This is a genomic window from Cellulomonas edaphi (assembly GCF_030362815.1).
Taxonomy (GTDB): Bacteria; Actinomycetota; Actinomycetes; order Actinomycetales; family Cellulomonadaceae; genus Cellulomonas; species Cellulomonas edaphi.
In genome coordinates this window covers 76488-101354 of sequence record NZ_JAUCGR010000004.1, presented here as the reverse complement: position 1 = coordinate 101354, position 24867 = coordinate 76488, and the positions used below count along the sequence as shown (strand labels likewise).

Annotated in this window: 23 protein-coding genes; 11 read left to right on the top strand and 12 right to left on the bottom strand. The window is 73.8% G+C overall.

Annotated elements, in window-relative coordinates:
- Positions 1-92: 92 nt before the first annotated feature.
- The 3 genes from QRT05_RS14065 to QRT05_RS14055 form a co-directional block, all read right to left on the bottom strand.
- Positions 93-1742: a D-alanyl-D-alanine carboxypeptidase family protein gene (locus QRT05_RS14065; RefSeq protein ID WP_289447963.1), complete on the bottom strand. Its 1650-nt coding sequence runs from the start codon at positions 1740-1742 to the stop codon at positions 93-95.
- 361 nt (positions 1743-2103) lie between these two features.
- A complete protein-coding gene (locus tag QRT05_RS14060; RefSeq protein ID WP_289447962.1) occupies positions 2104-3159 on the bottom strand; it encodes a hemolysin family protein in 1056 nt (351 codons plus the stop codon).
- Positions 3156-4487: a hemolysin family protein gene (locus tag QRT05_RS14055; RefSeq protein WP_289447961.1), complete on the bottom strand. Its 1332-nt coding sequence runs from the start codon at positions 4485-4487 to the stop codon at positions 3156-3158. Before QRT05_RS14055 ends, QRT05_RS14060 begins: the two co-directional genes overlap by 4 nt.
- Before the next feature lie 216 nt (positions 4488-4703).
- Between QRT05_RS14055 and QRT05_RS14050 the strand changes: the two genes are divergently transcribed.
- The 3 genes from QRT05_RS14050 (at position 4704) to QRT05_RS14040 (ending at position 10672) form a co-directional block, all read left to right on the top strand.
- Entirely contained in the window at positions 4704-5480 is a 777-nt protein-coding gene (locus QRT05_RS14050) for a response regulator transcription factor (protein ID WP_289447960.1), read from the top strand.
- 4 nt (positions 5481-5484) lie between these two features.
- Positions 5485-6579, top strand: a complete 1095-nt coding sequence (locus QRT05_RS14045) for a HAMP domain-containing sensor histidine kinase (protein WP_289447958.1) — start codon at positions 5485-5487, stop codon at positions 6577-6579.
- A 295-nt stretch (positions 6580-6874) separates the two neighbouring features.
- Positions 6875-10672: a multifunctional oxoglutarate decarboxylase/oxoglutarate dehydrogenase thiamine pyrophosphate-binding subunit/dihydrolipoyllysine-residue succinyltransferase subunit gene (locus QRT05_RS14040; RefSeq protein WP_289447957.1), complete on the top strand. Its 3798-nt coding sequence runs from the start codon at positions 6875-6877 to the stop codon at positions 10670-10672.
- 49 nt (positions 10673-10721) lie between these two features.
- Here the strand turns inward: QRT05_RS14040 and QRT05_RS14035 are convergent, their stop codons facing one another.
- Entirely contained in the window at positions 10722-11681 is a 960-nt protein-coding gene (locus tag QRT05_RS14035; RefSeq protein WP_289447956.1) for a GlxA family transcriptional regulator, read from the bottom strand.
- Positions 11682-11773: 92 nt separating this feature from the next.
- On the opposite strand from QRT05_RS14035, the gene QRT05_RS14030 reads away from it, so the two are divergent.
- Together QRT05_RS14030 and QRT05_RS14025 are read left to right on the top strand one after the other, a co-directional pair.
- Positions 11774-11908 (top strand): hypothetical protein, encoded by a 135-nt coding sequence (locus QRT05_RS14030; protein ID WP_289447954.1) that lies wholly within the window; start codon positions 11774-11776, stop codon positions 11906-11908.
- Between the two features lie 69 nt (positions 11909-11977).
- The gene (locus tag QRT05_RS14025; RefSeq protein WP_289447953.1) at positions 11978-12571 is read left to right on the top strand and encodes a GDSL-type esterase/lipase family protein; all 594 of its coding nucleotides are present in this window, start codon (positions 11978-11980) and stop codon (positions 12569-12571) included.
- Between the two features lie 34 nt (positions 12572-12605).
- Here the strand turns inward: QRT05_RS14025 and QRT05_RS14020 are convergent, their stop codons facing one another.
- From QRT05_RS14020 to QRT05_RS14010, 3 genes are all read right to left on the bottom strand, one after another.
- Positions 12606-13211 (bottom strand): PadR family transcriptional regulator, encoded by a 606-nt coding sequence (locus QRT05_RS14020; protein WP_289447952.1) that lies wholly within the window; start codon positions 13209-13211, stop codon positions 12606-12608.
- Positions 13211-14014, bottom strand: a complete 804-nt coding sequence (locus QRT05_RS14015) for a DUF4097 family beta strand repeat-containing protein (protein ID WP_289447951.1) — start codon at positions 14012-14014, stop codon at positions 13211-13213. The genes QRT05_RS14020 and QRT05_RS14015 overlap by 1 nt, the downstream gene beginning before the upstream one ends.
- A gap of 135 nt (positions 14015-14149) precedes the next feature.
- Positions 14150-15238 carry a type IV pilus twitching motility protein PilT gene (locus tag QRT05_RS14010; protein ID WP_289447950.1) on the bottom strand — a complete coding sequence of 363 codons (1089 nt, stop codon included), beginning with the start codon at positions 15236-15238 and terminating at the stop codon, positions 14150-14152.
- A gap of 183 nt (positions 15239-15421) precedes the next feature.
- On the opposite strand from QRT05_RS14010, the gene QRT05_RS15555 reads away from it, so the two are divergent.
- A complete protein-coding gene (locus QRT05_RS15555; RefSeq protein WP_123371254.1) occupies positions 15422-15496 on the top strand; it encodes a 50S ribosomal protein bL37 in 75 nt (24 codons plus the stop codon).
- 84 nt (positions 15497-15580) lie between these two features.
- On the opposite strand, the gene rsrA is transcribed toward QRT05_RS15555, so the two are convergent.
- Both rsrA and QRT05_RS14000 read right to left on the bottom strand, forming a co-directional pair.
- Positions 15581-15889, bottom strand: coding sequence for a mycothiol system anti-sigma-R factor (gene rsrA, locus QRT05_RS14005; RefSeq protein WP_289447948.1), 309 nt, complete (start codon positions 15887-15889; stop codon positions 15581-15583).
- Positions 15886-16680 (bottom strand): sigma-70 family RNA polymerase sigma factor, encoded by a 795-nt coding sequence (locus QRT05_RS14000; protein ID WP_407650356.1) that lies wholly within the window; start codon positions 16678-16680, stop codon positions 15886-15888. Before QRT05_RS14000 ends, rsrA begins: the two co-directional genes overlap by 4 nt.
- A gap of 166 nt (positions 16681-16846) precedes the next feature.
- On the opposite strand from QRT05_RS14000, the gene QRT05_RS13995 reads away from it, so the two are divergent.
- The 5 genes from QRT05_RS13995 (at position 16847) to QRT05_RS13975 (ending at position 21539) form a co-directional block, all read left to right on the top strand.
- Entirely contained in the window at positions 16847-17332 is a 486-nt protein-coding gene (locus QRT05_RS13995) for a DoxX family membrane protein (protein WP_289447946.1), read from the top strand.
- Positions 17333-17402: 70 nt separating this feature from the next.
- On the top strand, positions 17403-18692 hold the full coding sequence (gene aroA, locus QRT05_RS13990) for a 3-phosphoshikimate 1-carboxyvinyltransferase (protein WP_289447945.1): 1290 nt from the start codon (positions 17403-17405) through the stop codon (positions 18690-18692).
- Between the two features lie 21 nt (positions 18693-18713).
- A complete protein-coding gene (rsgA, locus tag QRT05_RS13985; RefSeq protein WP_289448246.1) occupies positions 18714-19787 on the top strand; it encodes a ribosome small subunit-dependent GTPase A in 1074 nt (357 codons plus the stop codon).
- Positions 19788-20007: 220 nt separating this feature from the next.
- A complete protein-coding gene (locus tag QRT05_RS13980) occupies positions 20008-20811 on the top strand; it encodes an inositol monophosphatase family protein (RefSeq protein ID WP_289447944.1) in 804 nt (267 codons plus the stop codon).
- On the top strand, positions 20808-21539 hold the full coding sequence (locus QRT05_RS13975) for a class I SAM-dependent methyltransferase (RefSeq protein WP_289447943.1): 732 nt from the start codon (positions 20808-20810) through the stop codon (positions 21537-21539). The genes QRT05_RS13980 and QRT05_RS13975 overlap by 4 nt, the downstream gene beginning before the upstream one ends.
- Here QRT05_RS13975 and QRT05_RS13970 read toward each other — a convergent pair.
- From QRT05_RS13970 to QRT05_RS13960, 3 genes are read right to left on the bottom strand one after another with little or no spacing between them, the layout of a single operon-like run.
- Entirely contained in the window at positions 21508-22290 is a 783-nt protein-coding gene (locus QRT05_RS13970) for an HAD family hydrolase (RefSeq protein WP_289447942.1), read from the bottom strand. The two genes, QRT05_RS13975 and QRT05_RS13970, sit on opposite strands and share 32 nt — an antisense overlap.
- Positions 22287-23789 carry a glutamate--tRNA ligase gene (gltX, locus tag QRT05_RS13965; protein WP_289447941.1) on the bottom strand — a complete coding sequence of 501 codons (1503 nt, stop codon included), beginning with the start codon at positions 23787-23789 and terminating at the stop codon, positions 22287-22289. The genes QRT05_RS13970 and gltX overlap by 4 nt, the downstream gene beginning before the upstream one ends.
- Positions 23790-23820: 31 nt before the next feature.
- Positions 23821-24867, bottom strand: a complete 1047-nt coding sequence (locus QRT05_RS13960) for a hypothetical protein (protein ID WP_289447940.1) — start codon at positions 24865-24867, stop codon at positions 23821-23823.

Here is a 24867-nt window from a genome sequence, read left to right as displayed (position 1 = left end):
CCCCGTCGGGGTCCGGGCGCCCAGCCCAGGCCCGATGGGGGTCCGGGCGACTCAGCCCGGCGGCATGCGCACCGCGCGGTCCGACGGCCCGATCAGCCGTAGTACTCCCCGTCGGCCTTGACACCCTTGAGGTACTCCCAGTGCCAACGCTCGTACGGGCCGCTGCCGCCCGGGCGAGCCCACGAGGGGTTCTCCCAGCCGAAGGCCTTGGCGTTCTCGTTGAGCCAGTCCCACCGCTCGCCCGACGTGAGCGTCCCGCAGAAGTCGACGGCGAGACCCCAGCCGTGGTTCGACTTGCCCGGGGTCGCCGCGAAGCTGCCGCGGCTCGCCTTGACGCTGCGCTGCTGGGCCAGGGTCCGGTAGCCGGACACGAGGCACATGTCCGCGCCGAAGCGGGCGACGTAGGCGGCGTTGAACTCCGCGAGGCTGGAGGCAGCGTCGGCCCGCAGCTGCGTGTGCGAGTCCCACAACGTGCACAGGAACGTCTCGGGCAGCAGGCCGTTGCTCGCGCCCTCGTGCCCGGCGTTCGGGTTGCAGCCCGGGAGCGGCGAGCGGACCTCGCTGCGGCTGGCCGCGGCCGCCAGGGCCCGGACGGGGACGCCACCGTCGACCGGCATGAGCGAGGCGGGCGGCAGGAGCGAGGCGGGAGCGGCGGTGAGCGCGCTCACCGTGCTGGGCAGCGTGGCGTTGGTCAGCGGCTCGCCCGACAGCACCTCGGCGCCGGCGATGGCGCCCTGGCTCACGGGGATCACGACCGTCACGCCGGCGAGCGCCGCGAGCACGCCGAGGCGCATGGCGGCACGGCCCGGGCGCCGACCCGGGTGCGCGGGGATCGGGTGCGACGAGGCGCGGGGCGCGCGACGGGTGCGCGCTGCCGCCACCTCTCGCGCCGGCGCGGGAGCGGACTGCGCGGCCTCGATGACGCCAGCCGCCGCGGGCTCGCGGACCCCGGAGGGCGCGGCCTGCTCGGGCGCGGGAGCGAACTGCTCGTCGGCGGCGAGCGCCGGCGCCTCGTCGTGCTCGGTCAGGGCCGGGAGGGCGATCGTCGCGGGCTCGTGGGACGCCTCGACGTCCGCGCGCGGCGTCTCGGGCTCGCTCAGTCGCTTGTCCACCGGGCGGATGTCGGACAGCCACGAGCCGCCGACCTGCCCGGGCACCATGCCGGCGGGGGCGGCGGTGGACGGTGCAGCCTGTCCCGCGTGGGACGGCACGTAGCGGGCCGCCTGGAAGGCGGTCATCGGCCGCTCGGCCGCCGGGGCCGTGGCGGCGGTTGGCGCGGAGGTGTCGCGCACGAGCGCGTCCTGCAGCGGCGTCTCCCGAACCGGCGTCTCCCGCACCGGCGTCTCCCGCACGGGCATCGCCGCGCGGGCGTCCAGCGGAGCGGTGACGCCCCCGGCGCGCACGGTGTGCCCCTGGGCCGTGCCGCGCGGCGGCTGCTCCTGGGGGCGGGGTGCGCGGGCGGGGTGGTCGACCACCTGCCGCACCGTGTTGTGGTGCTGCTGGGCCGGCGCGGCCGGCTGCGGCGTCCGGCCCGCGGTGATGGCCGCGCCGGAGGTCCAGGAGGGCACCCGGGCCGCCGTGTCGACGGTCGCGCGGGGCTGCGCGCTGCGGGGCTGCTGCACGGACTGGGCCGACGGGGCGCGGCGGGTCGCGGGCTGCGGTGCGACGCCCGGCGCGGAGGCGTTCGCGGCTGCCTGCTCCTGCGCGCGCCGCTCCGCCTCGCGGATCTCACGACGGGTCATCGGCGCTGCGGGAGACACGTTCTCGGTCGACCCCACAGCACCTCCCGTTCGTTGAGCGGGCCGCACGACGCACGACCCCTGACTGACTCGACGCTGACGCAGTCCGGGCTCCGCCTCGACCTCCGTCCGGCACGGCGCGAACCGCACCCGCCGACGTCGACGCCGGCGCGATCACGAAACCATAACGGCTCGTGAGATCGGTTCCAAGCCCCTGGACGGGTGTCCAATGGCCCCCCGAGGCATCCGATCGGCGCGGCGATCGCGACACGCCGCACGACACGCCGCAGATCGCGCGACAGCCCGGCCCTTGCCCCTCCGATCGGGACACATCGGGCCATTTGTGAAGGGTCTGTAGAACTCGTCAGCGGCGAGCGCCGGGACCCTGCTCGCGCTGCATGGCGTCGCGCACCTCGCCCACCAGTTCCTCGAGGATGTCCTCCAGGAACACGACGCCGACGATCACGCCGTCGTCCTCGACACGGGCCAGGTGGGCCCCGGACCGCTGCATGGCGGCCAGCGCGTCCTCCACCTCGTCGTCCGGGCCCACCACGGCCAGCGCTCGCACGCGCCACGGCGGCACGGGCTCGTTGCGGGTGGACGCGTCGGCGTACAGGACGTCCTTGAGGTGCAGGTAGCCGACCGCGGCGCCCCCGTGGTCCACCACGGGGAACCGCGAGAAGCCGGTGCGAGCCACGAGGTGCTCGACGGCGTCCGGGGTGGCGCCCAGCGACAGGGTGGTCAACGCGTCGGTCGCGACCATCACGTCGCGGGCGGTGCGGTCCGAGAACTCGATCGCGCCGCGCAGGAGCCCCTGCGAGTCCTCGAGCAGTCCCTCGGCCTGCGACCGCTCGACGATGGACTGCACCTCCTCGGCCGTGAACGCCGAGGAGACCTCCGCCTTCGGCTCGACTCCGACCGCGCGCAGGGCGTGGTTGGCGAGCCAGTTCAGGCCCAGGATGATCGGGCGCACCACGCGGGCCACCCACACGAGCGGCGGGCCGAACATCAGCACCGCACGGTCCGGCCCCGCCACCGCGAGGTTCTTGGGCACCATCTCGCCCAGGACCACGTGCAGGTAGACGACCAGGAGCAGCGCGACGACGAACGCGATGGGGTGCGTGAGGTCGGGGCTGAGCCCCAGCGCCTCGAGCGGCTCCTCGATGAGGTGCGCGATGGCCGGCTCCGCCACCACGCCGAGGCTCGTCGAGCACACGGTGATGCCCAGCTGCGCGCACGCGAGCATGAGCGAGACGTTCTCCATCGCCCAGAGGACCGTGCGGGCGCGGCGGTCGCCCGCCTCCGCGCGCGGCTCGATGGCGCTGCGGCGCGCGGAGATGATGGCGAACTCCGCGCCGACGAAGAACGCGTTCGCGGCCAGCAGGGCCGCGGCGATCAGAAGAGCAGTGGTGCTGCTCATGCGCCCTCCCCCTGCTCCGGGCCCGACTCGTCGTCATCGAGCGCCACCACCCGCAGGCGCTCCACGCGCCGGCCGTCCATGCGCTCCACCTGGAGCAGCACGCCGTCGACGTCGATCGCGTCGCCCTCGGTAGGGATGCGGCCCAGGCGGGCCATGAGCAGGCCGCCGAGCGTCTCGTACGGTCCCTCGTCGGGCACGCGCAGGCCGGTCGTCTCAGTGAGCTCGTCGGGCCGCAGCACGCCGGGCAGGTGCCAGGACCCGTCGGCCGCGCGCGCGGCGGACGTGCGCCGGCGGTCGTGCTCGTCGGCGACGTCCCCCACCAGCTCCTCGACGACGTCCTCGAGCGTCACGACGCCCGAGGTGCCGCCGTACTCGTCGACCACGACGGCCATCTGCAGGCCCTGCTCGCGCAGCTCGACCAGCAGGGGACCCAGGTGCACGGTCTCGGGGACCTGAGGGGCGTCGACCATGAGCGCGGCCGCGGGCACGTCGGCGCGGCGCTCGAACGGGACGGCAATGGCCCGCCGCACGTGCACCAGCCCGACGATGTCGTCGTTCGAGTCGCCGATCACCGGGAACCGGGAGTGGCCCGTGGCGCGTGCGAGGGCCGTCACGTCGGCCGCCGAGTCGTCGCGGCGGACCACGACGAGCCGCTGGCGGTCGGTCATGACGTCGACCGCCGTGAGCTCGAAGAAGTCGATCGAGTTGGTGAGCAGCGTCGCGGTGGACTCGTCGAGCGTGCCCTCCTTCGCCGACCGGCGCACGAGCGCCGCGAGCTCCTGCGGCGAGCGCCCGCCCGAGAGCTCCTCCCGCGGCTCGATGCCGAAGCGTCGCAGCAGGGTGTTGGCGCTGCCGTTGAAGAAGGTGATGACGGGGTGCAGGGCCGTGGTGAACCCGCTCTGCAGCGGCACCACCGCGCGCGCCGTGGCCATGGGCCGGGCGATGGCGAAGTTCTTGGGCACCAGCTCGCCGATCACCATGGAGAACCCGTTGACCAGCACGAGCGCGAGCACGACGGCCAGGACGCCGCTGAGCGCGGCGCTCACCCACCCGTCGAACCAGCCGCGCAGCATCCGGGCCACCGCGGGTTGCGTGGTGTAGCCGAGCAGGACCGTGGTCAGCGTGATGCCCACCTGGGCGCCCGACAGCTCGGTGGACAGCCGGCGCAGCGCGCGCAGCACGCTCTGGCCACGGCGGTCCTCGCGGGAGGTCTGCTTCTCGACGACGCCAGGGTCCAGCGTCACGAACGAGAACTCCCCGGCGACGAACACCGCGGTGCCGAGGGTGAGGAGGATGCCGAGGGCGACGAGGAGCCACTCGCTCAGCACAGTGGGCCCCGGCTGCTCGGGGCGGCGGACAGTTCAGTGAGGTGGCCGGCATGGTCGAGCGCGAGGACGTGGCCTCGGGCGCGACGCCGGCAGCGACTTGAGCTGCTCATGGTGGTGCCCATCATAAGTGGGCGCACCCGCGCCGCCAGCGTTCGTCCACGGGCGGGACCGCCGCGGCACCGCTCGCGCTCCCCGGCGCTGTGCCACTCTGGGCTCATGATGACCACGAACGGGGCGAAGGCGCCCTCGTCCGCCCGGCCCGGCACCACGGTGCTCGTGGTCGAGGACGAGCCGGCGATCGCGCAGGCGATCGCCCGACGGTTCACCGCCGAGGGCTGGGCCGTCGAGGCGGTCGGCGAGGGGCTGGCCGCGGTCAGCGCCGCTGCCGCGCTACAGCCGGACGTCGTCGTGCTCGACGTCATGCTGCCCGGCATCGACGGCCTCGAGGTCTGCCGCCGCATCCAGGCCGACCGGCCTGTGCCCGTGCTCATGCTGACCGCGCGCGACGACGAGACCGACATGCTCATCGGCCTGGGCGTGGGCGCCGACGACTACATGACCAAGCCGTTCTCGATGCGCGAGCTGGTCGCGCGCACGAAGGCCCTGCTGCGCCGCACCGAGCGCGCCGCGCGCGCGGCGGAGATCGCGCAGGCGTCGCAGCCGGACCCGCCCGTCGCGATCGGGGACGTGGTGATCGACCGCGCCCAGCGACGCGTGCAGCGGGCGGGCGCCGAGGTGCACCTGACGCCCACCGAGTTCGACCTGCTGCTCGCCCTCGCGGCGACACCGCGCACCGTCCTCACGCGTGAGCGCCTGCTCGCCGAGGTCTGGGACTGGGTGGACGCCAGCGGCACCCGGACCGTCGACTCCCACGTCAAGGCGCTGCGCCGCAAGCTCGGCCCGGACCTGATCCGCACGGTGCACGGCGTGGGCTACGCGTTCGAGCCCGCGGCGGCCGACGGGGCTGCCGGCGACGGCCAGGACGGCGCCTGAGCGCATGCCTGCGCCTCGTCACGTGCGCGGGCAGCAGCGGCTGCCCGACGTGCGCCCGCTCGACCGGTTCCGCTCCATCAAGATCAAGCTGGGCATCCTCGTCGCGGCCACGGTGACGCTCGCGTCGTTCATCACCTGGGTGGGCCTGTCACGGCACCTGGGGCCCACGCGCACGCTGCCCCTGGCGATCGCGATCTCGCTGGTCGTCACGCAGGTGCTCGCGCGCGGCATGACCTCGCCCCTGCGCGAGATGACGTACGCCGCGCGCCAGATGGCGTCGGGCGACTACTCCTGGCGCGTGCGGGCCACGAGCGCCGACGAGGTGGGTCAGCTCGCCTCGGCGTTCAACACCATGGCCGACGACCTGCAGCAGTCCGACCAGTTCCGCCGCGAGCTGGTGGCCAACGTCTCGCACGAGCTCCGCACGCCCGTGACCGCGCTGCAGGCCCAGCTGGAGAACATCGTCGACGGTGTCGACGAACCCGATCCCGCCACCATGGAGGCCGCGCTCGCCCAGACCGAGCGCCTCGGTCGGCTCGTGACCTACCTGCTGGACCTGTCCCGGCTGGAGGCCGGCGACGCCCCGCTGGACATCAGCCAGGTGCGGCTGTCGGAGTTCCTGCAGGAGGCGGCCGACGGCGCGCAGCTCGTCGGCGCGGCGAAGCGGTTGCGGTTCACGGTCACCGTGGAGCCGGCGGACCTGACGGTCCCGGGCGATCCCGAGCGCCTGCACCAGGTGGTGGCCAACCTGCTGCACAACGCGGCGCGGCACTCCCCCGTCGACGACGAGGTGCGCCTCGTGGCCAGCCGCGTGGGCGGCGACGTGCGCATCGACGTGATCGACAACGGGCCGGGGATCGCCGCCGCGCAGCGCGCGCAGATCTTCGAGCGGTTCGTCCGCGGCAACAACCCGGCCACCACCGGGCAGACCTCGACGGGCGGCACGGGGCTGGGCCTGGCGATCGTGCGGTGGGCCGTCGAGCTGCACGGCGGACGCATCGAGGTGGCCGACACCGAGACCGGCTGCACCATGCGCGTCACCCTGCCCGCCGCGGGCGCCCCACCCACGGGCGAGATCGCGCTCACGACGCTGTCGTAGGCCTGTCGTAGGCCCGTCGTAGGCACCGTCTCGCGCGGGCGGCGAAGACATGACCTGGCAAACGCGCCGCCGACCCGCGCTTGAGCAGGGCAAAGGCCGATCCTTGCCCGGCTTTGACCCGCGTGTGTCAAGGGAGTGAAGAGCGCTGGTCCAGCGTCCAGGTTGGCCCTCTCGGGCGACGTTCGGGCGGTCGGAGGCCGTAGGGTTGAGAGCAACAGAACCGGCAACGACGCGGACGAGCTCCGCAGCGGAAGTGGGCGATCCTCGCGTGTCCCAGAAGGCGGAGCCTGACTCGATGCGCGCCGATTTCGGCGCCAACGAATGGCTCGTGGACGAGTTGTACGAGCAGTACCTGAAGGACAAGAACGCGGTGGATCCCGCGTGGTGGGACTTCTTCGAGGGGTACAAGCCCGCGGAGAGCGACGGCCAGTCCGAGGGTGCGAGCACCGACGGTGCAGGGCAGGACGGCAAGGTCGCCGCCCCGAAGCCCGCGCCGCAGCCGCCCGCCCCCGCGGCCCCGACCGGCGCCCAGCGCGCGGCGACGCCCCCGGGCGCGCCCACCGCGCCGGACGCCCAGCAGCCGACCGCGCAGCAGCCGACCCCGGTCGCGAAGCCGTCGCAGGAGCCCGTGCCGCACACCTCCCCCGTCGCCACGGCCCAGCCGGCGACCGCGCCGTACGCTCAGGCCGCGCTCAAGTCCACGCCGCAGGCCGACGAGGCCACGGACGCGGTCGAGAAGCTGCGCGGCCCCGCGGCACGCGTCGTCGTGAACATGGAGGCCTCGCTCGAGGTCCCCACGGCCACCTCGGTGCGCGCGGTCGCGGCCAAGCTCATGGTCGACAACCGCATCGTCGTCAACAACCACCTGGCCCGCGGACGCGGCGGCAAGATCTCCTTCACGCACCTCATCGGCTTCGCGCTGGTCGAGGCGCTCGAGCAGATGCCGGCCATGAACGCCGCGTACACGCCGATCGACGGCAAGCCCGGCGTCACGCAGCCGGCGCACGTCAACCTCGGCATCGCGATCGACCTGGCCAAGCCGGACGGCTCGCGCCAGCTCATGGTGCCGTCGATCAAGAAGGCCGACACGCTGGACTTCGCCCAGTTCTGGGCCGCCTACGAGGACGTCGTGCGCCGCGCCCGCGGCAACAAGCTCACGGTCGACGACTTCGCGGGCACCACCATCTCGTTGACCAACCCCGGCACCATCGGGACGGTCCACTCGGTCCCGCGGCTCATGCAGGGCCAGGGCACGATCATCGGCGTCGGCGCCATGGACTACCCCGCGGAGTTCGCGGGCACGTCCGAGGACCGTCTCAACAAGATGGGCATCTCCAAGGTCCTGACGCTGACCAGCACCTACGACCACCGGATCATCCAGGGCGCCCAGTCGGGCGACTTCCTGCGGATCCTGGGCGTCAAGCTGCTGGGCGAGGACGGCTTCTACGACCGTGTGTTCGCCTCGCTGCGGGTGCCCTACGAGCCCGTCCGCTGGGTCCGGGACACCTCGAGCGACCCCGACGCCGAGGCGATCAAGCCCGCGCGGATCGGGGAGCTCATCCACGCCTACCGCTCGCGCGGTCACCTCATGGCGGACACCGACCCGCTCGCCTACCGCCAGCGCAAGCACCCGGACCTCGACATCCAGAACCACGGCCTGACGCTGTGGGACCTGGACCGGTCGTTCCCCACCGGCGGCTTCACGGGCAAGCCCAACGCCAAGCTGCGCGACGTGCTCGGCCTGCTGCGCGACTCGTACTGCCGCACCACGGGCATCGAGTACATGCACCTGCAGGACCCGCGCCAGCGCCGCTGGCTCCAGGAGCGTCTGGAGTCGGGCTGGGCCCGCACGCCCCGCGAGGACCAGCTGCGCATCCTGCGCCGCCTCAACGCCGCCGAGGCGTTCGAGACGTTCCTGCAGACCAAGTACGTGGGCCAGAAGCGGTTCTCGCTCGAGGGCGGCGAGTCGGTGATCCCGCTGCTGGACGCGATCCTGTCCAAGGCGGCGGACAACGGCCTCGACGAGGTCGGCATCGGCATGGCCCACCGCGGTCGCCTCAACATCCTGGCGAACATCGCGGGCAAGTCCTACGCGCAGATCTTCAGCGAGTTCGAGGGCAACGCCGACCCCAAGTCCGTGCAGGGCTCCGGCGACGTCAAGTACCACCTCGGCACCGAGGGCACGTTCGTGGCGGAGTCCGGCGCGACCACCCAGGTGTACCTGGCGGCGAACCCGTCGCACCTCGAGGCCGTCGACCCCGTGCTCGAGGGCATCGTGCGCGCCAAGCAGGACCGCATCGACCTGGGCGGCGACGGCTTCTCGGTGCTGCCGATCCTCATCCACGGCGACGCGGCCTTCGCGGGCCAGGGCGTGGTGTTCGAGACCCTCAACCTGGCGCAGCTGCGCGGGTACCGCACGGGCGGCACCATCCACGTCATCATCAACAACCAGGTCGGCTTCACCACGGGCCCCTCGTCGTCGCGGTCCTCGCAGTACGCGACCGACGTGGCCAAGGGCCTGCAGGTGCCGATCTTCCACGTGAACGGCGACGACCCCGAGGCGTGCGTGCGCGCCGCGGAGCTCGCGTTCGAGTACCGCGAGCAGTTCGACCGCGACGTCATCATCGACATGCTGTGCTACCGCCGCCGCGGGCACAACGAGGGCGACGACCCGTCGATGACCCAGCCGCTCATGTACAACCTCATCGAGGCCAAGCGCTCGGTGCGCAAGCTGTACACCGAGACGCTGGTCGCCCGCGGCGACCTGACCATCAGCGACGCCGAGCAGGCGCTGCAGGACTACCAGCAGCAGCTCGAGCGGGTGTTCGCCGAGACGCGCGAGGACGGCTGGACCCCTCCCCCCGCCGAGGCCGAGGCCGTCGCAGGCCTCGAGCGCCCCGAGTCGCAGCTCGAGGACGCGGGCGTGATGGTCGGCTGGAAGACGGCCGTCGACGCCGGGATCCTGGAGCGGATCGGGCGCGCGCACGTGCGTCCGCCCGAGGGCTTCACGGTGCACCCCAAGCTCGCGCAGCTGCTCACCAAGCGCGAGCAGATGTCCCGCGAGGGCGGCATCGACTGGGGCTACGGCGAGCTGCTCGCGTTCGGGTCGCTGCTGGTCGAGGGCACGCCCGTGCGGCTGGCCGGCCAGGACTCGCGGCGCGGCACCTTCGTGCAGCGCCACGCGGTGATGCACGACCGCGAGACCGGCGCCGAGTGGACCCCGCTGCTCTACCTGTCGGGCGACCAGGCCAAGTTCTGGGTGTACGACTCCTCGCTGTCGGAGTACGCCGCACTCGGCTTCGAGTACGGCTACTCGGTGGAGCGTCCCGACGCGCTCGTGCTGTGGGAGGCGCAGTTCGGCGACTTCGTCAACGGCGCGCAGACGATCATCGACGAGTTCATCTCCTCGGCCGAGCAGAAGTGGGCGCAGCGCTCCTCGGTGGTGCTCCTGCTCCCGCATGGGTACGAGGGCCAGGGGCCGGACCACTCGTCGGGCCGCATCGAGCGGTTCCTGCAGCTCTGCGCTCAGGACAACATGTTCGTCGCGCAGCCGTCGACGCCCGCGTCGCACTTCCACCTGCTGCGTCGCCAGGCCTACCAGCGCCCGCGCAAGCCGCTCGTGGTGTTCACGCCCAAGTCGATGCTGCGCCTCAAGGCCGCCTCGTCCGCGGTGGAGGACTTCACGACGGGCACGTTCCAGCCGGTGATCGGCGACGAGCTGGCGGCCGCGAAGGCCTCGCAGGTCGACCGCGTGCTGCTGTGCTCCGGCAAGGTCTACTGGGACCTGCTCGCGCAGCGCGTGAAGTCGGGCGACGAGCGCACGGCGATCGTGCGCTTCGAGCAGCTCTACCCGCTGGACGCCGAGTCGGCCCGTGCGGCGCTCGCGCCGTTCGACGGTGCCGAGCTGGTCTGGGTGCAGGACGAGCCGCGCAACCAGGGCCCGTGGTCGTTCATCTCGATGCACCTGCCGCAGCTGCTGAACCGCACGCTGCGGGTCGTCTCCCGCGACGAGTCCGCGTCGCCCGCGGCCGGCTCCGCCAAGAAGCACCAGGCGCAGCAGGCCACGCTGGTCGAGCAGGCGTTCGCTCGCTGACGGCAGCCGCCGCCTGAGGGGCCGCACCCGATCGATCGGGTGCGGCCCCTCAGGCGTTCGCGGGCTCGCAGGAGAAGGTGCGGCGGTACGCCTGCGGGCTCGTGGACAGCGTGCGCGCGAAGTGGTGGCGGAGAACGGCGGCCGTGCCGAAGCCCACCAGGCGCGCGATCTCGTCGATGCCGATCGAGGTCTGCTCGAGCAGCTCCTGCGCCCTGACCACCCGCTGGCGCGCGATCCACGCCGCCGGCGTGGTGCCCGTCTCGGCGCGGAAGCGGCGCGCGAACGTGCGCTCCGACATCAGCGCCCGGCCGGCCAGGTCGGGGATGGTGAGCTCGGTGTCGAGGTTCTCGACGATCCACGTGAGCAGCGGGGCCAGCGTGTCCCCGTCGCAGGGCAGCGGGGTGTCGACGTACTGCGCCTGGCCACCGTCCCGCTGGGGCGGCACCACCATCCGCCGGGCGATGTTGGCCGCCGTCGCGGCGCCCAGCTCGCGCCGCACCAGGTGCAGCGCCGCGTCGATGCCGGCCGCCGTGCCCGCGCTGGTGATCACACGGTCCTCGTCGACGAACAGGACGTCGGGGTCGACCCGGGCCGACGGCGTCTGCAGCTGCAGGTTCGCGGCGTGCATCCAGTGCGTGGTGCACCGCCGCCCGTCCAGGAGCCCCGCCTCACCCAGGGCAAAGGCCCCGCTGCAGATGCTCATCACCCAGGCGCCGCGCGCGTGGGCGTCGCGCAGCGCCTCGAGCACCGGCTCCGGCACGGGCCCGGGCAGCTCGCCGTAGGCGGGCACGACCACCAGGTCGGCCTCCCGGGTGGCCTCGAGCCCGCGGTCGATGACCAGGGCGAACCCGGTCTTGGAGGCGACCACGCCGGGCTCGGGCGTGCACACCGTGAAGTCGAACCGCGGGCCGCCGGTGTCGCTGCGGTCGATGCCGAACACCTCGCACGCGACGCCCAGCTCGAAGGGCGCCACACCGGGCAGGACGATCACGGCGACGGAGTGCAGCATTCCGTCAGGATGTCCGACGGATGGCAGGAAATCAATGCCTGGCGACGTTCCTGCCACTCGATGCGACGGGCCTCCGGACGAAGACTGCACACATGACCTTCGTCGGGATCGTGATCGTCCTGCTGCTCGCGTGGGCCGCGGTGCGGACGGTGGCACGGGTGCGCGGCGACGGGCTGCGCGACGAGCCCCACGTCGCGCGCTGCCCCCGGTGCGGCGACACGCGCTGATCGCGCCGCCTGTGCGTCGGGCCCCTGAGAGACTGGGGGCCGGTTCGGCTACGCGAAGGAGTGGTGCAGGTGGGTGAGCTGCGGCTCGTGGTGATCGGCGACGAGCTCGTCGCCGGGGCCGGGGACCCCAAGGCGCTCGGCTGGGTGGGGCGGGTAGCAGCCCGTACCGCCGCGCCCGAGCGACTGACCACCATTGCGCTCGCGGTGCCCGGCGAGACGACCACCGCGCTCGGCTCCCGCTGGGAGGACGAGGTGCGCCGCCGGCTCGACCCGGCCGCCGACAACCGCCTCGTCGTGGGCCTCGGTCGCGCGGACCTGGGCGCCAACCTCTCGCTGGCGCGCAGCCGCCTCAACCTTGCGAACATCCTCGACGTCGCGGACCAGTGGAAGCTGCCCGCGTTCGTGGTCGGTCCCCCGCCCGGATCCACGGCCGACGGCGACCGCCTGGGCGACCTCTCGGCCGCCTTCGGCGACGTCGCGACCCGGCGCCGCGTCCCCTACGTCGACACCTTCACGCCCCTCGCCGCCCACGAGCAGTGGCTCGGCGACATGGCCGCCGGCGACGGCGAGCTGCCCAGCCAGGCCGGATACGGGCTCATGGCCTGGCTCGTGCTGCACACCGGCTGGCACTCCTGGCTCGGGCAGCCCGACGACAGCGTGTAGCAGGAGCGCCACGAGCACGGGTCGGTACATCGGCTCAGCGCAGCGCGTCCCGCAGCACGCGGCGCGCCTCGTCCAGCGTCCGTCGCACCGCCTCGAGAGCCTGCGTGTCGATCGTGCCGTGCGCGGAGGCGCGTCGCAGGTCGGCCCGCACCTCGTCCCGGAACCGCGTGAGCAGCCCGTCCGCCTCGGCCAGCCGCGCGTGCGAGTCGCGCCGGGCGGACTCGCCCGACGAGTGCCCCGGCACCGCCGTCGCGCGCGCCTTGCGCGCCTGGGCCTCCAGGTCGGCACGGAGCCCACGCATGGAGCCGCGTACGTCGTCGCGCACCTGGAACGCGCGGTCACGCACGGTCTCGGAGATGCCCTCCTCGAGGTCGGTCAGCTCGTCACGCCGCTGGGCCAGCTCCGCGCGGCCCGCGTCCGTGAGCGCGTACGTGCTCTTGCGCTCCTCGTCGGTGCGCGTGACCAGGCCCTCGTCCTCGAGCCGGGACAGCCGCGGGTAGATGGTGCCGGCGCTGGGCCGGTAGGTGCCGCCGAACCGGGCCGACAGCTCGGTGATGAGCTCGTAGCCGTGCTTGGGGCCGGGCTCGAGCAGCGCCAGCAGGTACAGGCGCAGCTGGCCGTGCGCGAAGACCGGTGCCATCACTGCGCGCTCCGCAGCACCGTCACGTGGCCCGAGACGGTGTTCGCCGAGACGTAGCAGCCGCCGTCGCCGGTGGTCATGTCGACCTTGCGCTGCGCGGGCTTGCCGTCCTTGTACTCGTGACCGTCGATCACCAGCCGCCCGGACACGGACTGCGCCTGCACGCGCACGCCCTGCTCGGCCGGCACGCGCACCGTGACGTCGCCCGACACGGTCGAGGCCGAGATGGTCGACGCGCCCGACGTCACGTCGAACGTCAGGTCCCCGGACACCGAGTTGGCCTGCACCTGAGTGAGGTCGCCCGACGCCGCGAGCTCGCCGGACACGGTGTTGAGCTTAAGCGCGCCCGTGTGCGCCCGGACGACGATCTCGCCCGAGACGGTGTTGGCGTGCAGGTGGCCGCGCGTGACGTCCGTGACGAGCGAGCCCGACACGGTCGAGACCTGCGCGTCCTCCACGACCCCCGCGAGCAGGCCCTCGGCGCTCACCGTGCCGACCTTGGCGCGCACCGCACGCGGGATCGCGATGTGCACGTCGGCCCGGTCCTTGTCGCGGAAGTTGCGGAACTTCTCGACGAAGCCCTCCCAGCCGCCCAGGGTGAACGAGTACCCGACGCGCAGCTCGCCGTCACTGAGCGTGACCTCGAGCGGTCGCCCGTCGACGGCGTGCACCTCGATCCGCGTGGTCGGCTCGTCGTGGGCGACCACGTCGACGCGGCCTCCCACCAGCTGCACGCGCAGCGCCTCGACCTGCTCGACCTCGATGATCTGCGGGCCGGCGACGACCCAGGACTCGGTTGGCATGGCGCCTCTCCCCTTCGCGATATATCTCGTCTTCGCAAGACACGTTATATCGCGTCTCACGCGAGGGCAACCCCCGACGACGAACGCCGCGCGGCCCGGAGGCGGCGCGGCGTTCGAAGGGGTGCGAGGCGACGGCTAGGAGACCAGTCCCGCGCCGCGCAGCTCGACGAGCAGGTCGTGCGGGTTGGAGGAGGCGCTGACGGCCTCGTCCTGCGTGATGACGTCGTCGCGGACGAGCTCGAACAGGTGCTGGTCGAACGTCTGCATCTTGTAGTAGTCGCCCTCGCGGATGAGGTCGATCATCGGCGGCGCCTCGGACGGGTCGAGGATCGCCTCGGCCGTGCGGCCGGTGTTGATCATCACCTCGATGGCCGGGCGACGGCCGTTGCCGTCCGCGCGGCGCACCAGGCGCTGGGAGACGATGCCGCGCAGCGCCTGCGCGAGGGCCACGCGCACCTGCTTCTGCTCGTGCAGCGGGAAGAAGTCGACGATGCGGTTGATCGTCTCGGGGGCGTCGATCGTGTGCAGCGTCGAGAGCACCAGGTGGCCGGTCTCGGCGGCAGACAGGGCCGCGCGCACGGTCTCGATGTCACGCATCTCGCCGACGAGGATCACGTCGGGGTCCTGCCGCATCGCGGCTCGCAGGGCGGCGGTGAAGTCGGCGGTGTCCTGGCCGATCTCGCGCTGGGAGACGATCGCCTTCTTGTCCTGGTGCAGGATCTCGATCGGGTCCTCGATCGTGACGATGTTGACCTCGCGGTAGGTGTTGATGAGGTCGACCATCGACGCGAGCGTCGTCGTCTTGCCCGAACCGGTGGGGCCCGTCACCAGCACGAGGCCGCGGGGCTCGAGCGCCAGCTCGCCCACCACCTCGGGGACGTGCAGGTCACCGAGCGACTGCGCACCCACGGCGACCCGGCGGAAGACGAGGCCGTAGGTGCCGCGCGCCTGGTAGGCGTTCACGCGGAACCGGCCGACGCCCGGCAGCGAGTACGCGAAGTCGGCCTCGTGCGTCTCCCGGAAGTGCGCGACGAGGTCGTCGGGCAGCACCTCCTCGAGCATGCGCTCCGTGTCGGCGGGCTTGAGCTCGGGCACCTGGAGCTTGCGCAGTCGGCCGTCGACCCGCACGCGCGGGGACGAGCCCACCTTGCAGTGCAGGTCGGAGCCGCCCGTGCTCGCGAGGGCGTGCAGGAACGGGATCACGGACTGGGTCTGCTGCGTCACCCCCCATGAATCGGTCAGCGGGGCGCACGACTTGAGCGTCGCGCGGCGCCCGACGTCGGCCGCCGTGGACGATTCCCCTCTGCGCCGGGGTGTGTGGGAGGATGCAGGGTCGTCGTGCACGCCGTGCGCCCGACCCTGCAACTGGCAAGCCGCCGGCAAGATGCACAACCCAGAGGAGATCCCATGAGCAAGCGTGGTCGCAAGCGCCGCTCCCGTGCCGGGAGTTCCGCGAACCACGGCAAGCGTCCCAACGCCTGAGGCGTCGGGCGCGGCCGTCCGCGAACTGGTGAAGGCCCCGGAAGCGCAGCAGCGCACCGGGGCCTTCGTCGTCCGTTCAGAAGGTCAGCTCTCGCTCACGATCGTGGTGCGCACCTGCACCGTCACGAGCTGCGCGCGGATCTTGTCCCGCAGCTGGTCGGGCGCCGACTCGTCCTGCGCGTAGCACCGGCGCACCAGCTTCTTCACCACGAGCTCGATGTCGTGCTCTTCGAGGCAGCCGCCGCACGCCTGCAGGTGGCTGCGCACCCGCTCCGCGTCCGGCTCCTCGAGCTCGGCGTCGAGATAGGCCCAGAGCTCGCTCACGGCCTCGTCGCAGCCGCAGTCCTGCGCGACCGGGTCCGTGACGGATCCGGGTTCGGTCCACTCACTCATCGTTCACCCTCCGTGCCAGCCGGAGCAGCGGCAACCAGACCACGTCCTCGCGCGTAGTCGGCGAGCAGCTCCCGCAGCTGCCCGCGCCCCCGGTGCAACCGCGACATCACGGTCCCGATGGGCGTGCCCATGATCTCGGCGATCTCCTTGTATGCGAAGCCCTCCACGTCGGCGAGGTAGACCGCGATGCGGAACTCCTCGGGGATGCGCTGGAGGGCGTCCTTCACGTCGGAGTCGGGCAGGTGGTCGAGCGCCTCGGCCTCGGCCGAGCGCAGGCCCGACGACGTGTGCGACTCGGCGCGCGCGAGCTGCCAGTCCTCGATCTCCTCCGCGTGCGACTGCTGCGGCTCGCGCTGCTTCTTGCGGTAGGAGTTGATGTAGGTGTTGGTGAGGATGCGGTACAGCCACGCCTTGAGGTTGGTGCCCGGGCGGTACTGGTGAAACGCGGCGAACGCCTTGGCGAACGTCTCCTGAACCAGGTCCTCGGCGTCGGCCGGGTTGCGCGTCATGCGCAGGGCTGCGCCGTACAGCTGGTCCAGGTACACCAGCGCCTCGGCTTCGAACCGTGCATTGCGGGCCGCGTCGTCCTCGGACTCAGGCGCCCGGTTCGTGGTCCCGTCGAATTCCTCGCTCATCGCCCACGAGCCTATGCCGGAAACCCGGACGTCACCGCGCGGTTCCACGGGCGGGTGCCACGGGGCGAGGTCGGCGGGCTGGAACGGGGACGGCACGGCGTCGACGGGTCGCGTCGAGGCACGTGCGGTCGGACGTGTCGGAGCGGCACAGGGCATGCGTGGCACAACCTCGGCGGGTGCGCGAGCATTCCCCGTCCGTCGCCACCCGCGCTCCGGCGTCGCGGCCCCACGCGCGCGGGACTAGCGTGGCGGGCAGGAGCCGCGCACGCGCCGCGGCTACGTGCCACGTCGCCCTCCGGGCCGACGACGAGGGGAGTCGCTCGTGCTGCTGCGCCGCATCGCCCGCCCGATGTTCGCCACCTGGTTCATCTCCGAGGGGCTGGACGTGGTCCGCCATCCCGCGGCCCACGCCGCCGACGCGCGCGGGGCGCTCGCGATGCTCCAGCGTCGGGTGTCGGTGGACGTCCCCGTGCTCAGCGAGCGGCAGCTCACGACGGCCGTCCAGGCGCACGGCGTCGCGATCGCCGCCGCGGGCGCCCTGCTCGCCCTGGGCCGCGCTCCGCGCACGGCCGCCCTCGCCCTCGCGGTCCTGACCGCGCCCCTGATCGCCGTGAACCTGCCGGACAAGACGGCCGACGGCCGTGACCCCCTGCTCCGCAGAGCGCGGCGCGAGCGGCTGGTGCGTGCCCTGGCGTTCACGGGCGGCGCCGTCCTCGCGGGCGTCGACCTCGAGGGCCGCCCCGGCGTCGCGTGGCGGATCTCGCAGGCGCGCTCCCGGCACGGGCACGACTCGCCCGCCGGCGACTGACCGCCGCACCCCGTTCCGCCCCGCGAGCGCCGATCGGGCCGGTGAGCCCCCCGCCGCTAGCCTGGACCGCATGACCACCGCCGCCACGCTCCCGCACCTCTGGCCCGCACCCCTGGCCGACCGCGCGCTGGACGCCACCGTGGAGGTCCCGGGCTCGAAGTCGCTCACCAACCGCTTCCTCGTCATCGCCGCGCTCGCGTCCTCCCCCAGCCGCCTGCGCGGCGCGCTGCTGTCCCGCGACACGCTGCTCATGGCGGCCGCGCTGCGCCAGCTCGGCGTCGGCGTCGAGCAGGACGGGCCGGACCTCGTGATCACGCCCGGACCGCTGCGCGGCGGGGTCACCGTCGACTGCGGGCTCGCGGGCACCGTGATGCGCTTCCTGCCCGCGATCGCGGCCCTCGCGGACGGCCCGGTGCGGTTCGACGGCGACACCGCCGCGCTCGCGCGTCCCATGGGTCCCGTGCTGGCCGCGCTGCGCGCGCTCGGGGTCCGGGTCGACGAGCACGGCGAGGCCGGACGGCTCCCGTTCACGGTGCACGGCCGCGGGTCCCTGCCCGGCGGCCAGGTCGACGTCGACGCGTCGCAGTCCAGCCAGTTCGTCTCCGGCCTGCTGCTCGCTGCGGCCCGCTTCGACCACGGGCTCACGCTGCGCCACACCGGCCCGACGCTGCCGAGCCTGCCGCACATCGAGATGACCGTGGACACCCTGCGCGCGGCGGGCGCCACCGTCGACGCCACGCGGCCCGCCATCTGGCAGGTCGCGCCCGGGGTGCTGGCGGGCCGCGACGTGCGCGTCGAGCCGGACCTGTCCAACGCCGCGCCCTTCCTGTGCGCCGCCATGGTGGCCGGCGGCGCGGTGCGCGTGCCGGGATGGCCCGCGACCACCACGCAGCCGGGCGGGCTGCTGCCCGGCTACCTCGAGCGCATGGGTGGAGCGGTGAGCCTGGACGGCGACGTGCTCACGGTGCGCGGCACCGGCGTGGTCCGCGGCGTCGACCTCGACCTGCACGCCGCGGGAGAGATCGCGCCGACCCTCGCGGCGCTCGCGGTGCTGGCCGACTCCCCCACGCGCCTGCGCGGCATCGCCCACCTGCGCGGGCACGAGACCGACCGCCTCGCGGCGCTCGCGGCCGAGATCACGCGGCTCGGCGGCCAGGCGGAGCAGACGGCCGACGGGCTGGTCATCACGCCGCGCCCGTTGACCGGCGGTCCGTGGCACTCCTACGAGGACCACCGCATGGCCACCGCCGGCGCCCTCGTCGGCCTGCGGGTGCCGGGCGTGGAGGTCGAGGACATCGCCACGACGGGCAAGACGATCCCCGACTTCGTCGGCTTGTGGTCAGCGATGCTGGACGCGTGAGCCAATGACGATCCCCGCGTGATGGCACAGCGGCGCTACGACGAGCGCGACGTCCGGCTCCGTCCCGGCCGCGGCTCGCGCCCGCGCACCAAGCAGCGGCCCGAGCACGCCGACGCCGTCCCCGCGCTGGTGACCGGCGTGGACCGGGGGCGCTACACCGTGCTCGTCGACCCCGGCGGGCCGGACGAGCACCGCACGGTGGCCATGAAGGCGCGTGAGCTGGGCCGCGACCGCGTGGTCCCGGGCGACCGCGTCGACCTGGTGGGCGACTCCTCCGGCGACGAGGGCAGCCTCGCGCGCATCGTCCGCATCGGCGAGCGCCGCACCGTGCTGCGCCGCACGGCCGACGACACCGACCCGGTGGAGCGGATCATCGTGGCGAACGCCGACCAGCTGGTGATCGTCACCGCCCTGGCCGACCCCGAGCCGCGCACACGCATGATCGACCGCTGCGTGGCCGCCGCCTACGACGCGCGCATGGACGTGCTGCTGGCGCTCACCAAGTCCGACCTGGCCGACCCCGCCGAGCTCGTCGCGATGTACGCCCCGATCGGCGTGAAGGTGGTCGTGACCCGCACGTCCGGAGCCGCTGACGAGCGGGTCATCCACGGCCTCGACGACCTGCGCGCCGCGCTCGCGGGCCGCATGTCGGTGCTCGTCGGCCACTCCGGCGTCGGCAAGTCGACCCTGGTCAACGCGCTCGTGCCCACCGCCCTGCGCGCCACCGGGATCGTCAACGACGTGACCGGCCGCGGGCGCCACACCTCGACGTCCGCCGTGGCGCTGCGCGTGCCGGACGCGGACGCCGGCGGGGGGTCGGCTCCCCCGACCTGGGTCATCGACACCCCGGGCGTGCGCAGCTTCGGCCTGGCCCACGTCGACCCGCAGCACCTGCTGGGCGCGTTCCCGGACCTCGCCGACGTGGCCGACGAGTGCCCGCGCGGATGCACGCATGCCGACGACGCCCCCGACTGCCTGCTCGACGAGTGGGTGGCCGACGCGCCCGACGACGAGACCCGCGCCGCCCGCGGCGCGCGGCTGGAGTCGTTCCGCCGCCTCCTGGCCAGCCGCCTGGGCGACACCGACCGCTCCTGACCGGCCCGCGCCGCGCCCCGCTCCGCGACCCAGCCAGCCCCGCCCCGTTCGACCTCGCCGCCGAGCCTCACGTGACGGCCGCCATCGCCCGCCGACCCGCCCACAACTTGAGGCTCGGCCGGGTGGAGGCAGCAAGAAGGGCGGGCACGGGGCCCGCGGGGCGTCCCACGCCTCGCGCCGCGCCGCTGCCCGGCAGGGTCGGACCACTAGCGTGGGCGCCATGAGCCTGCGCCCCGGGTACGACGACGACCTGCGCCTCGCGCACGTGATGGCCGACCAGGTGGACGGCCTGACCATGTCCCGGTTCAAGGCCCTCGACCTTCGGGTGGAGACCAAGCCGGACCTCACGCCGGTCTCCGACGCCGACCGCGCCGCCGAGGACCTCATCCGCGGCCAGCTGTCCCGCGCGCGCCCGCGCGACGCCGTGCACGGCGAGGAGGGCGCGGACACGGGCCACGGGCCACGGCGCTGGGTCGTGGACCCGATCGACGGCACCAAGAACTTCGTCCGCGGCGTGCCGGTGTGGGCCACGCTCATCGCGCTCATGGAGGGCGACGAGGTGGTGGTCGGGCTCGTGAGCGCACCGGCGCTCGGCCGGCGCTGGTGGGCCGCGCAGGGAGCCGGGGCCTGGACCGGCAAGTCGCTCGCGGCCGCGAGCCGGCTGCAGGTCTCGGCCGTGGACCGCCTCGCGGACGCGTCCCTGTCCTACTCGAGCTTGTCCGGCTGGGAGGAGCGGGGCAAGCTCGACGGGTTCCTGGACCTGACGCGATCGGTGTGGCGGACGCGGGCGTACGGCGACTTCTGGTCGCACGTGCTGGTCGCCGAGGGCGGCGTGGACCTGTCCGCCGAGCCCGAGCTGGAGCTGCACGACATGGCTGCCCTGGTCCCGATCGTCATCGAGGCCGGCGGCACGTTCACCTCGATACGCGGCGTCCCGGGCCCGCTCGGGGGCTCCGCGCTGGTCAGCAACGGCCTCCTGCACGACCAGGCCCTCGCGCTCCTCGATCCGCTGCCCGCGTCGTGAGCCCGTCGGAGCGCGCGGGATCGTTCGACCGCGGCGCAGCGCACTACGCCGCCAGCCGCCCCGACTACCCGGCGGAGGCCGTGGCCTGGGCCGTGCCCCAGGTCGCGCGCGACGTGCTCGACCTGGCGGCCGGGACGGGGAAGCTCACGGCCTCGTTGGTGGCGCGGGGGCTCGACGTCGTCGCGGTCGAGCCGTCCGACGCCATGCGCGCCCAGCTGTCCGCCGCGCTCCCCCGCGTCCGCGCGCTGGCGGGGACCGCCGAGGCCACCGGGCTGGCCGACTCGTCGGTCGACGCTGTGACCGTGGGCCAGGCGTGGCACTGGTTCGACCCGTCGGCGGCCGCGGCCGAGATCGCGCGCGTGCTGCGGCCCGGGGGCCGGCTCACCGTGCTGTGGAACGTGCGCGACGAGACCGAGCCGTGGGTGGGCGCCTTCACCGAGCTCGTCCACCGCGGCGACCCGCTGCCCACGCATTTCGAGGAGCCCGTTCTGGGGCCGGCGTTCACGTCGCCCGAGGCGGCCCGCTTCCCCTGGACCCAGTCGTTCCGTCCCGCCGACCTGCGCGCCCTCGCGGCCAGCCGGTCGTTCCTGCTGATGATGGCGCCCGACGAGCGCGAGGCGCGCCTGGCGGAGGTCGACCGCCTCGCCGCCACCCATCCGGACCTGGCGGGCCGCGACGTCGTCGACCTGCCCTACGTCACCTACGCGTGGCGGGCGACGCGACGCTGAGGCCCAGCACCGCCGGCAGGTCGTGCAGCGACACGATCGTCGGCACGTCGGCAGCGGCGATCGTCTCGGCGCTGACGGGGAGGCGGCGCCCGTCGGGCCGGTCCAGCCATATGCCCATCAGGCCCGCGTCGCGCGCGGCGACGGCGTCCACGTCCAGCTCGTCGCCCACGTAGGCCGTGCGCGCGGGATCCGTGCCCAGCCGGCGGCACGCCTCGAGGAAGACGTCCGGGTGCGGCTTGCCGTAGCCCAGGGTGTCGACCCCGACGAGCATGGGCACGGTCGCCAGCAGTCCCGCTCGCTCCAGCTTCTCCGTCTGGTAGGCGGTCGCCGCGTTGGACAGCGCGCCCACGGCGAGCCCGGCCGCGAGCAGGGAGTCGACCACCTCGACCGCGTCGTCGTGCGCGGCCCACGCGTCCCGGAAGCCGCCGTCGAACACCACGTCCCACGCGGCGAAGCCCTCCTCGTCGAGCACGGGCCCGCCGAACGCGGCGTGCAGCTCGTTCGCGCGCGCCATCCGCTGCTGGACGTAGCCGATGTCGCCGCGCGTGTAGGCGGAGTAATGGCCGTTGACGTCCGCGCGCCACATCGCCACGAGCGCGTCGTCCCGCTCGCGCGCGGACGCGGGCGCGAGCGAAGGCAGGAAGCGGCGGGCCACCACCGACAGCGCGTGCGCGAAGGCCTCGCGCGTGGCGACCAGGGTGTCGTCGATGTCGAACAGCACGCCGTCGACGGCGGAGGCGGCCGCGCTCACAGCGTCGCGCGCAGCGCCGCGATCCGTGCGAGGGTCGACTCGCGGCCGAGCAGCTCCATCGACTCGAACAGCGGCGGCGAGACGCGACGCCCGGTCACGGCGACCCGCAGCGGCGTGTAGGCGAACCGCGGCTTGATCGCCAGGCCGCCCTCGTCGACGAGCGCCACCTGCAGGGCCTCCTGCGTGGCGGCCGTCGTGAATTCGGGCAGCTCGGCGAGGACGCCTGCGGCGGCATCCAGCACGGCGGCGGACTCCTCGCGCAGAGCCGCTCGCGCGTCGTCGGCCACCGTCAGCTCGTCATCGGGCGTGAACAGGAAGCCGAGCATGCCGACCACCTCGCCCAGCAGCGTCATGCGCTCCTGCACGAGCGGCGCCGACGCGGTCAGGAGGTCCTGGTGCGGCGCGGACAGGTCCGCGAACGAGTCCGCGGGGACCAGTCCGGCCGCGTGCAGGTAGGGCACCAGCCGGTCGCGGAAGTCGTCGGCGGCGAGCATGCGCACGTGCTGGGCGTTGATGGCCTCGGCCTTCTTGAGGTCGAAGCGCGCGGGGTTCGGGTTGACGTCGGCGACGTCGAACGCCGCGACGAGCTCGTCCACCGAGAACACGTCCCGGTCCGCCGACAGCCCCCAGCCGAGCAGCGAGAGGTAGTTGAGCAGTCCCTCGGGCGTGAACCCGCGCTCGCGGTGCAGGAACAGGTTCGACTCGGGGTCACGCTTCGAGAGCTTCTTGTTTCCCTCGCCCATGACGTAGGGCAGGTGGCCAAACTGCGGCATGACCGTCGCGACGCCGATGTCGAGCAGCGCGCGGTAGAGCACCACCTGGCGCGGCGTCGAGGACAGCAGGTCCTCCCCGCGCAGCACGTGCGTGATGCCCATGAGCGCGTCGTCCACCGGGTTCACCAGCGTGTAGAGGGGCTGGCCGTTGCCCCGCACGATGACGAAGTCGGGCACCGAGCCGGCGCGGAACGTCACGTCACCGCGCACCAGGTCCGTGAACGTCACGTCCTCGTCGGGCATGCGCACCCGCAGCACGGGCTCGCGGCCCTGCTCCCGGAACGCCAGCTTCTGCTCGTCGCTCAGGTCGCGGTCGAACCCGTCGTACCCCAGCTTGGGGTCGCGTCCCGCCGCCCGGTGGCGGGCCTCGATCTCCTCGGGCGTGGAGTACGACTCGTACGCGTGGCCCGCCTCGACCAGACGGCGGGTGACGTCGGCGTACAGGTCCAGGCGCTGCGACTGCCGGTAGGGGGCGTGCGGGCCGCCCACCTCGACGCCCTCGTCCCAGTCGAGCCCGAGCCAGCGCAGCGCGTCGAGCAGCTGGTGGTAGCTCTCCTCGGAGTCACGTGCCGCGTCGGTGTCCTCGACCCGGAAGACGAACGTGCCCCCGGTGTGCCGGGCGTAGGCCCAGTTGAACAGCGCGGTGCGGACCATGCCGACGTGCGGCAGGCCCGTCGGGGACGGGCAGAAGCGCACGCGGACGGACGACGAGGCGGTGGTGGTCACCGGTCAAGGGTAGGCGGTCGGGACGGGCGCCTCAGGACGCCGCTCGCGCGCGGCTACGGCCGGTCGCAGGCCGCAGCGCGAGGACGCTCGACAGGTGCTCCCGCACGTCGGGCGCCGCCGTGCCCGTCCACCAGTCGTCGGGCACGGGGCGGGCCTGGATGCGGACGCCCGTGGAGGCGTGCAGCGCGTCCAGCAGCACGTACGCGGTCGAGGGCAGGCACACGACACGCTGCGGCGGCCGCAGGCCCCGCAGCCGCATCTCGACCGGCAGCCCCGCCTCGTCCACGCGCACGCCCGGGAGCTGGGCGAGCCGCGCCACCACCGCGGGGTCGCAGCGACGGTGCGGGAGGTAGGCGACGGGTCCGAACTCCGCAAGGCTCTCCACCCAGGCCACGTACGGGTCGGCCCGCACCCAGCCGTCGGCCACCAGGCCGGAACCCACCACGATGGTGGGCTCGGTGGGTGCCAGCGGCGGCCGCTGGGTGGCCAGCCACGCGAACCGGTGCGTGACCACGTCGACACCGAGCCCGTGCAGGGCCGTCGTGAGCGGCACGTCGAGCGGCATCGCCGTGAACATCGTCAGGCGCCCCGCTCCGGCCAGGGCGCGCAGCCGGCGGGTCACGAGGGCGCCGAGCGCGTAGCGCGCCCTGCCCGTGAGCCCGCCCGCGCGGCGGCTGGCCCGGACCGCCGGCGCACCGGCCACGAGGGCGCGCGCCAGGGTGACCGTGGCCAGGCCGTCGTCGAGCAGGACGACCCGGCCATGCGCGCGCCGGCGGACGAACGCCGCCTGCCACTGACCGGAGAACGCGTCACCCACCAGCCACGCCCCGCGCGGCACGTCGTCGACGTCGCGCGCGGTGGCTCCCAGGTGCATCTCGACGCCGTCGGGCAGTCCCGCCGCGTCGAGCGTCCGCGCGGCCGCGTCGAGCGCCGGGACCCCGGAGCGAACCCGGATCTGCGTGCGCCCACCGGCCAGGCCGGCCGCGTGCGCCTCGAGGGCGCCCAGCAGCTGCAGGGGCGACTCGACGACGGCCGCCGAGACGCCGCCGGCCGCCGGGGTGCTCGACGCGGCGACCAT

What these genes read in the sequence shown, in the direction of transcription:
- QRT05_RS14065 (WP_289447963.1), bottom strand. Translation starts at nt 1,742, where the DNA reads ATGACCCGTCGTGAGATCCGCGAGGCGGAGCGGCGCGCGCAGGAGCAG.
- QRT05_RS14060 (WP_289447962.1), bottom strand. Translation starts at nt 3,159, where the DNA reads ATGAGCAGCACCACTGCTCTTCTGATCGCCGCGGCCCTGCTGGCCGCG.
- QRT05_RS14050 (WP_289447960.1), top strand. Translation starts at nt 4,704, where the DNA reads ATGATGACCACGAACGGGGCGAAGGCGCCCTCGTCCGCCCGGCCCGGC.
- QRT05_RS14045 (WP_289447958.1), top strand. Translation starts at nt 5,485, where the DNA reads ATGCCTGCGCCTCGTCACGTGCGCGGGCAGCAGCGGCTGCCCGACGTG.
- QRT05_RS14040 (WP_289447957.1), top strand. Translation starts at nt 6,875, where the DNA reads ATGCGCGCCGATTTCGGCGCCAACGAATGGCTCGTGGACGAGTTGTAC.
- QRT05_RS14035 (WP_289447956.1), bottom strand. Translation starts at nt 11,681, where the DNA reads ATGCTGCACTCCGTCGCCGTGATCGTCCTGCCCGGTGTGGCGCCCTTC.
- QRT05_RS14030 (WP_289447954.1), top strand. Translation starts at nt 11,774, where the DNA reads ATGACCTTCGTCGGGATCGTGATCGTCCTGCTGCTCGCGTGGGCCGCG.
- QRT05_RS14020 (WP_289447952.1), bottom strand. Translation starts at nt 13,211, where the DNA reads ATGGCACCGGTCTTCGCGCACGGCCAGCTGCGCCTGTACCTGCTGGCG.
- QRT05_RS14015 (WP_289447951.1), bottom strand. Translation starts at nt 14,014, where the DNA reads ATGCCAACCGAGTCCTGGGTCGTCGCCGGCCCGCAGATCATCGAGGTC.
- rsrA (WP_289447948.1), bottom strand. Translation starts at nt 15,889, where the DNA reads ATGAGTGAGTGGACCGAACCCGGATCCGTCACGGACCCGGTCGCGCAG.
- QRT05_RS14000 (WP_407650356.1), bottom strand. Translation starts at nt 16,680, where the DNA reads ATGCCCTGTGCCGCTCCGACACGTCCGACCGCACGTGCCTCGACGCGA.
- aroA (WP_289447945.1), top strand. Translation starts at nt 17,403, where the DNA reads ATGACCACCGCCGCCACGCTCCCGCACCTCTGGCCCGCACCCCTGGCC.
- rsgA (WP_289448246.1), top strand. Translation starts at nt 18,714, where the DNA reads ATGGCACAGCGGCGCTACGACGAGCGCGACGTCCGGCTCCGTCCCGGC.
- QRT05_RS13980 (WP_289447944.1), top strand. Translation starts at nt 20,008, where the DNA reads ATGAGCCTGCGCCCCGGGTACGACGACGACCTGCGCCTCGCGCACGTG.
- QRT05_RS13960 (WP_289447940.1), bottom strand. Translation starts at nt 24,867, where the DNA reads ATGGTCGCCGCGTCGAGCACCCCGGCGGCCGGCGGCGTCTCGGCGGCC.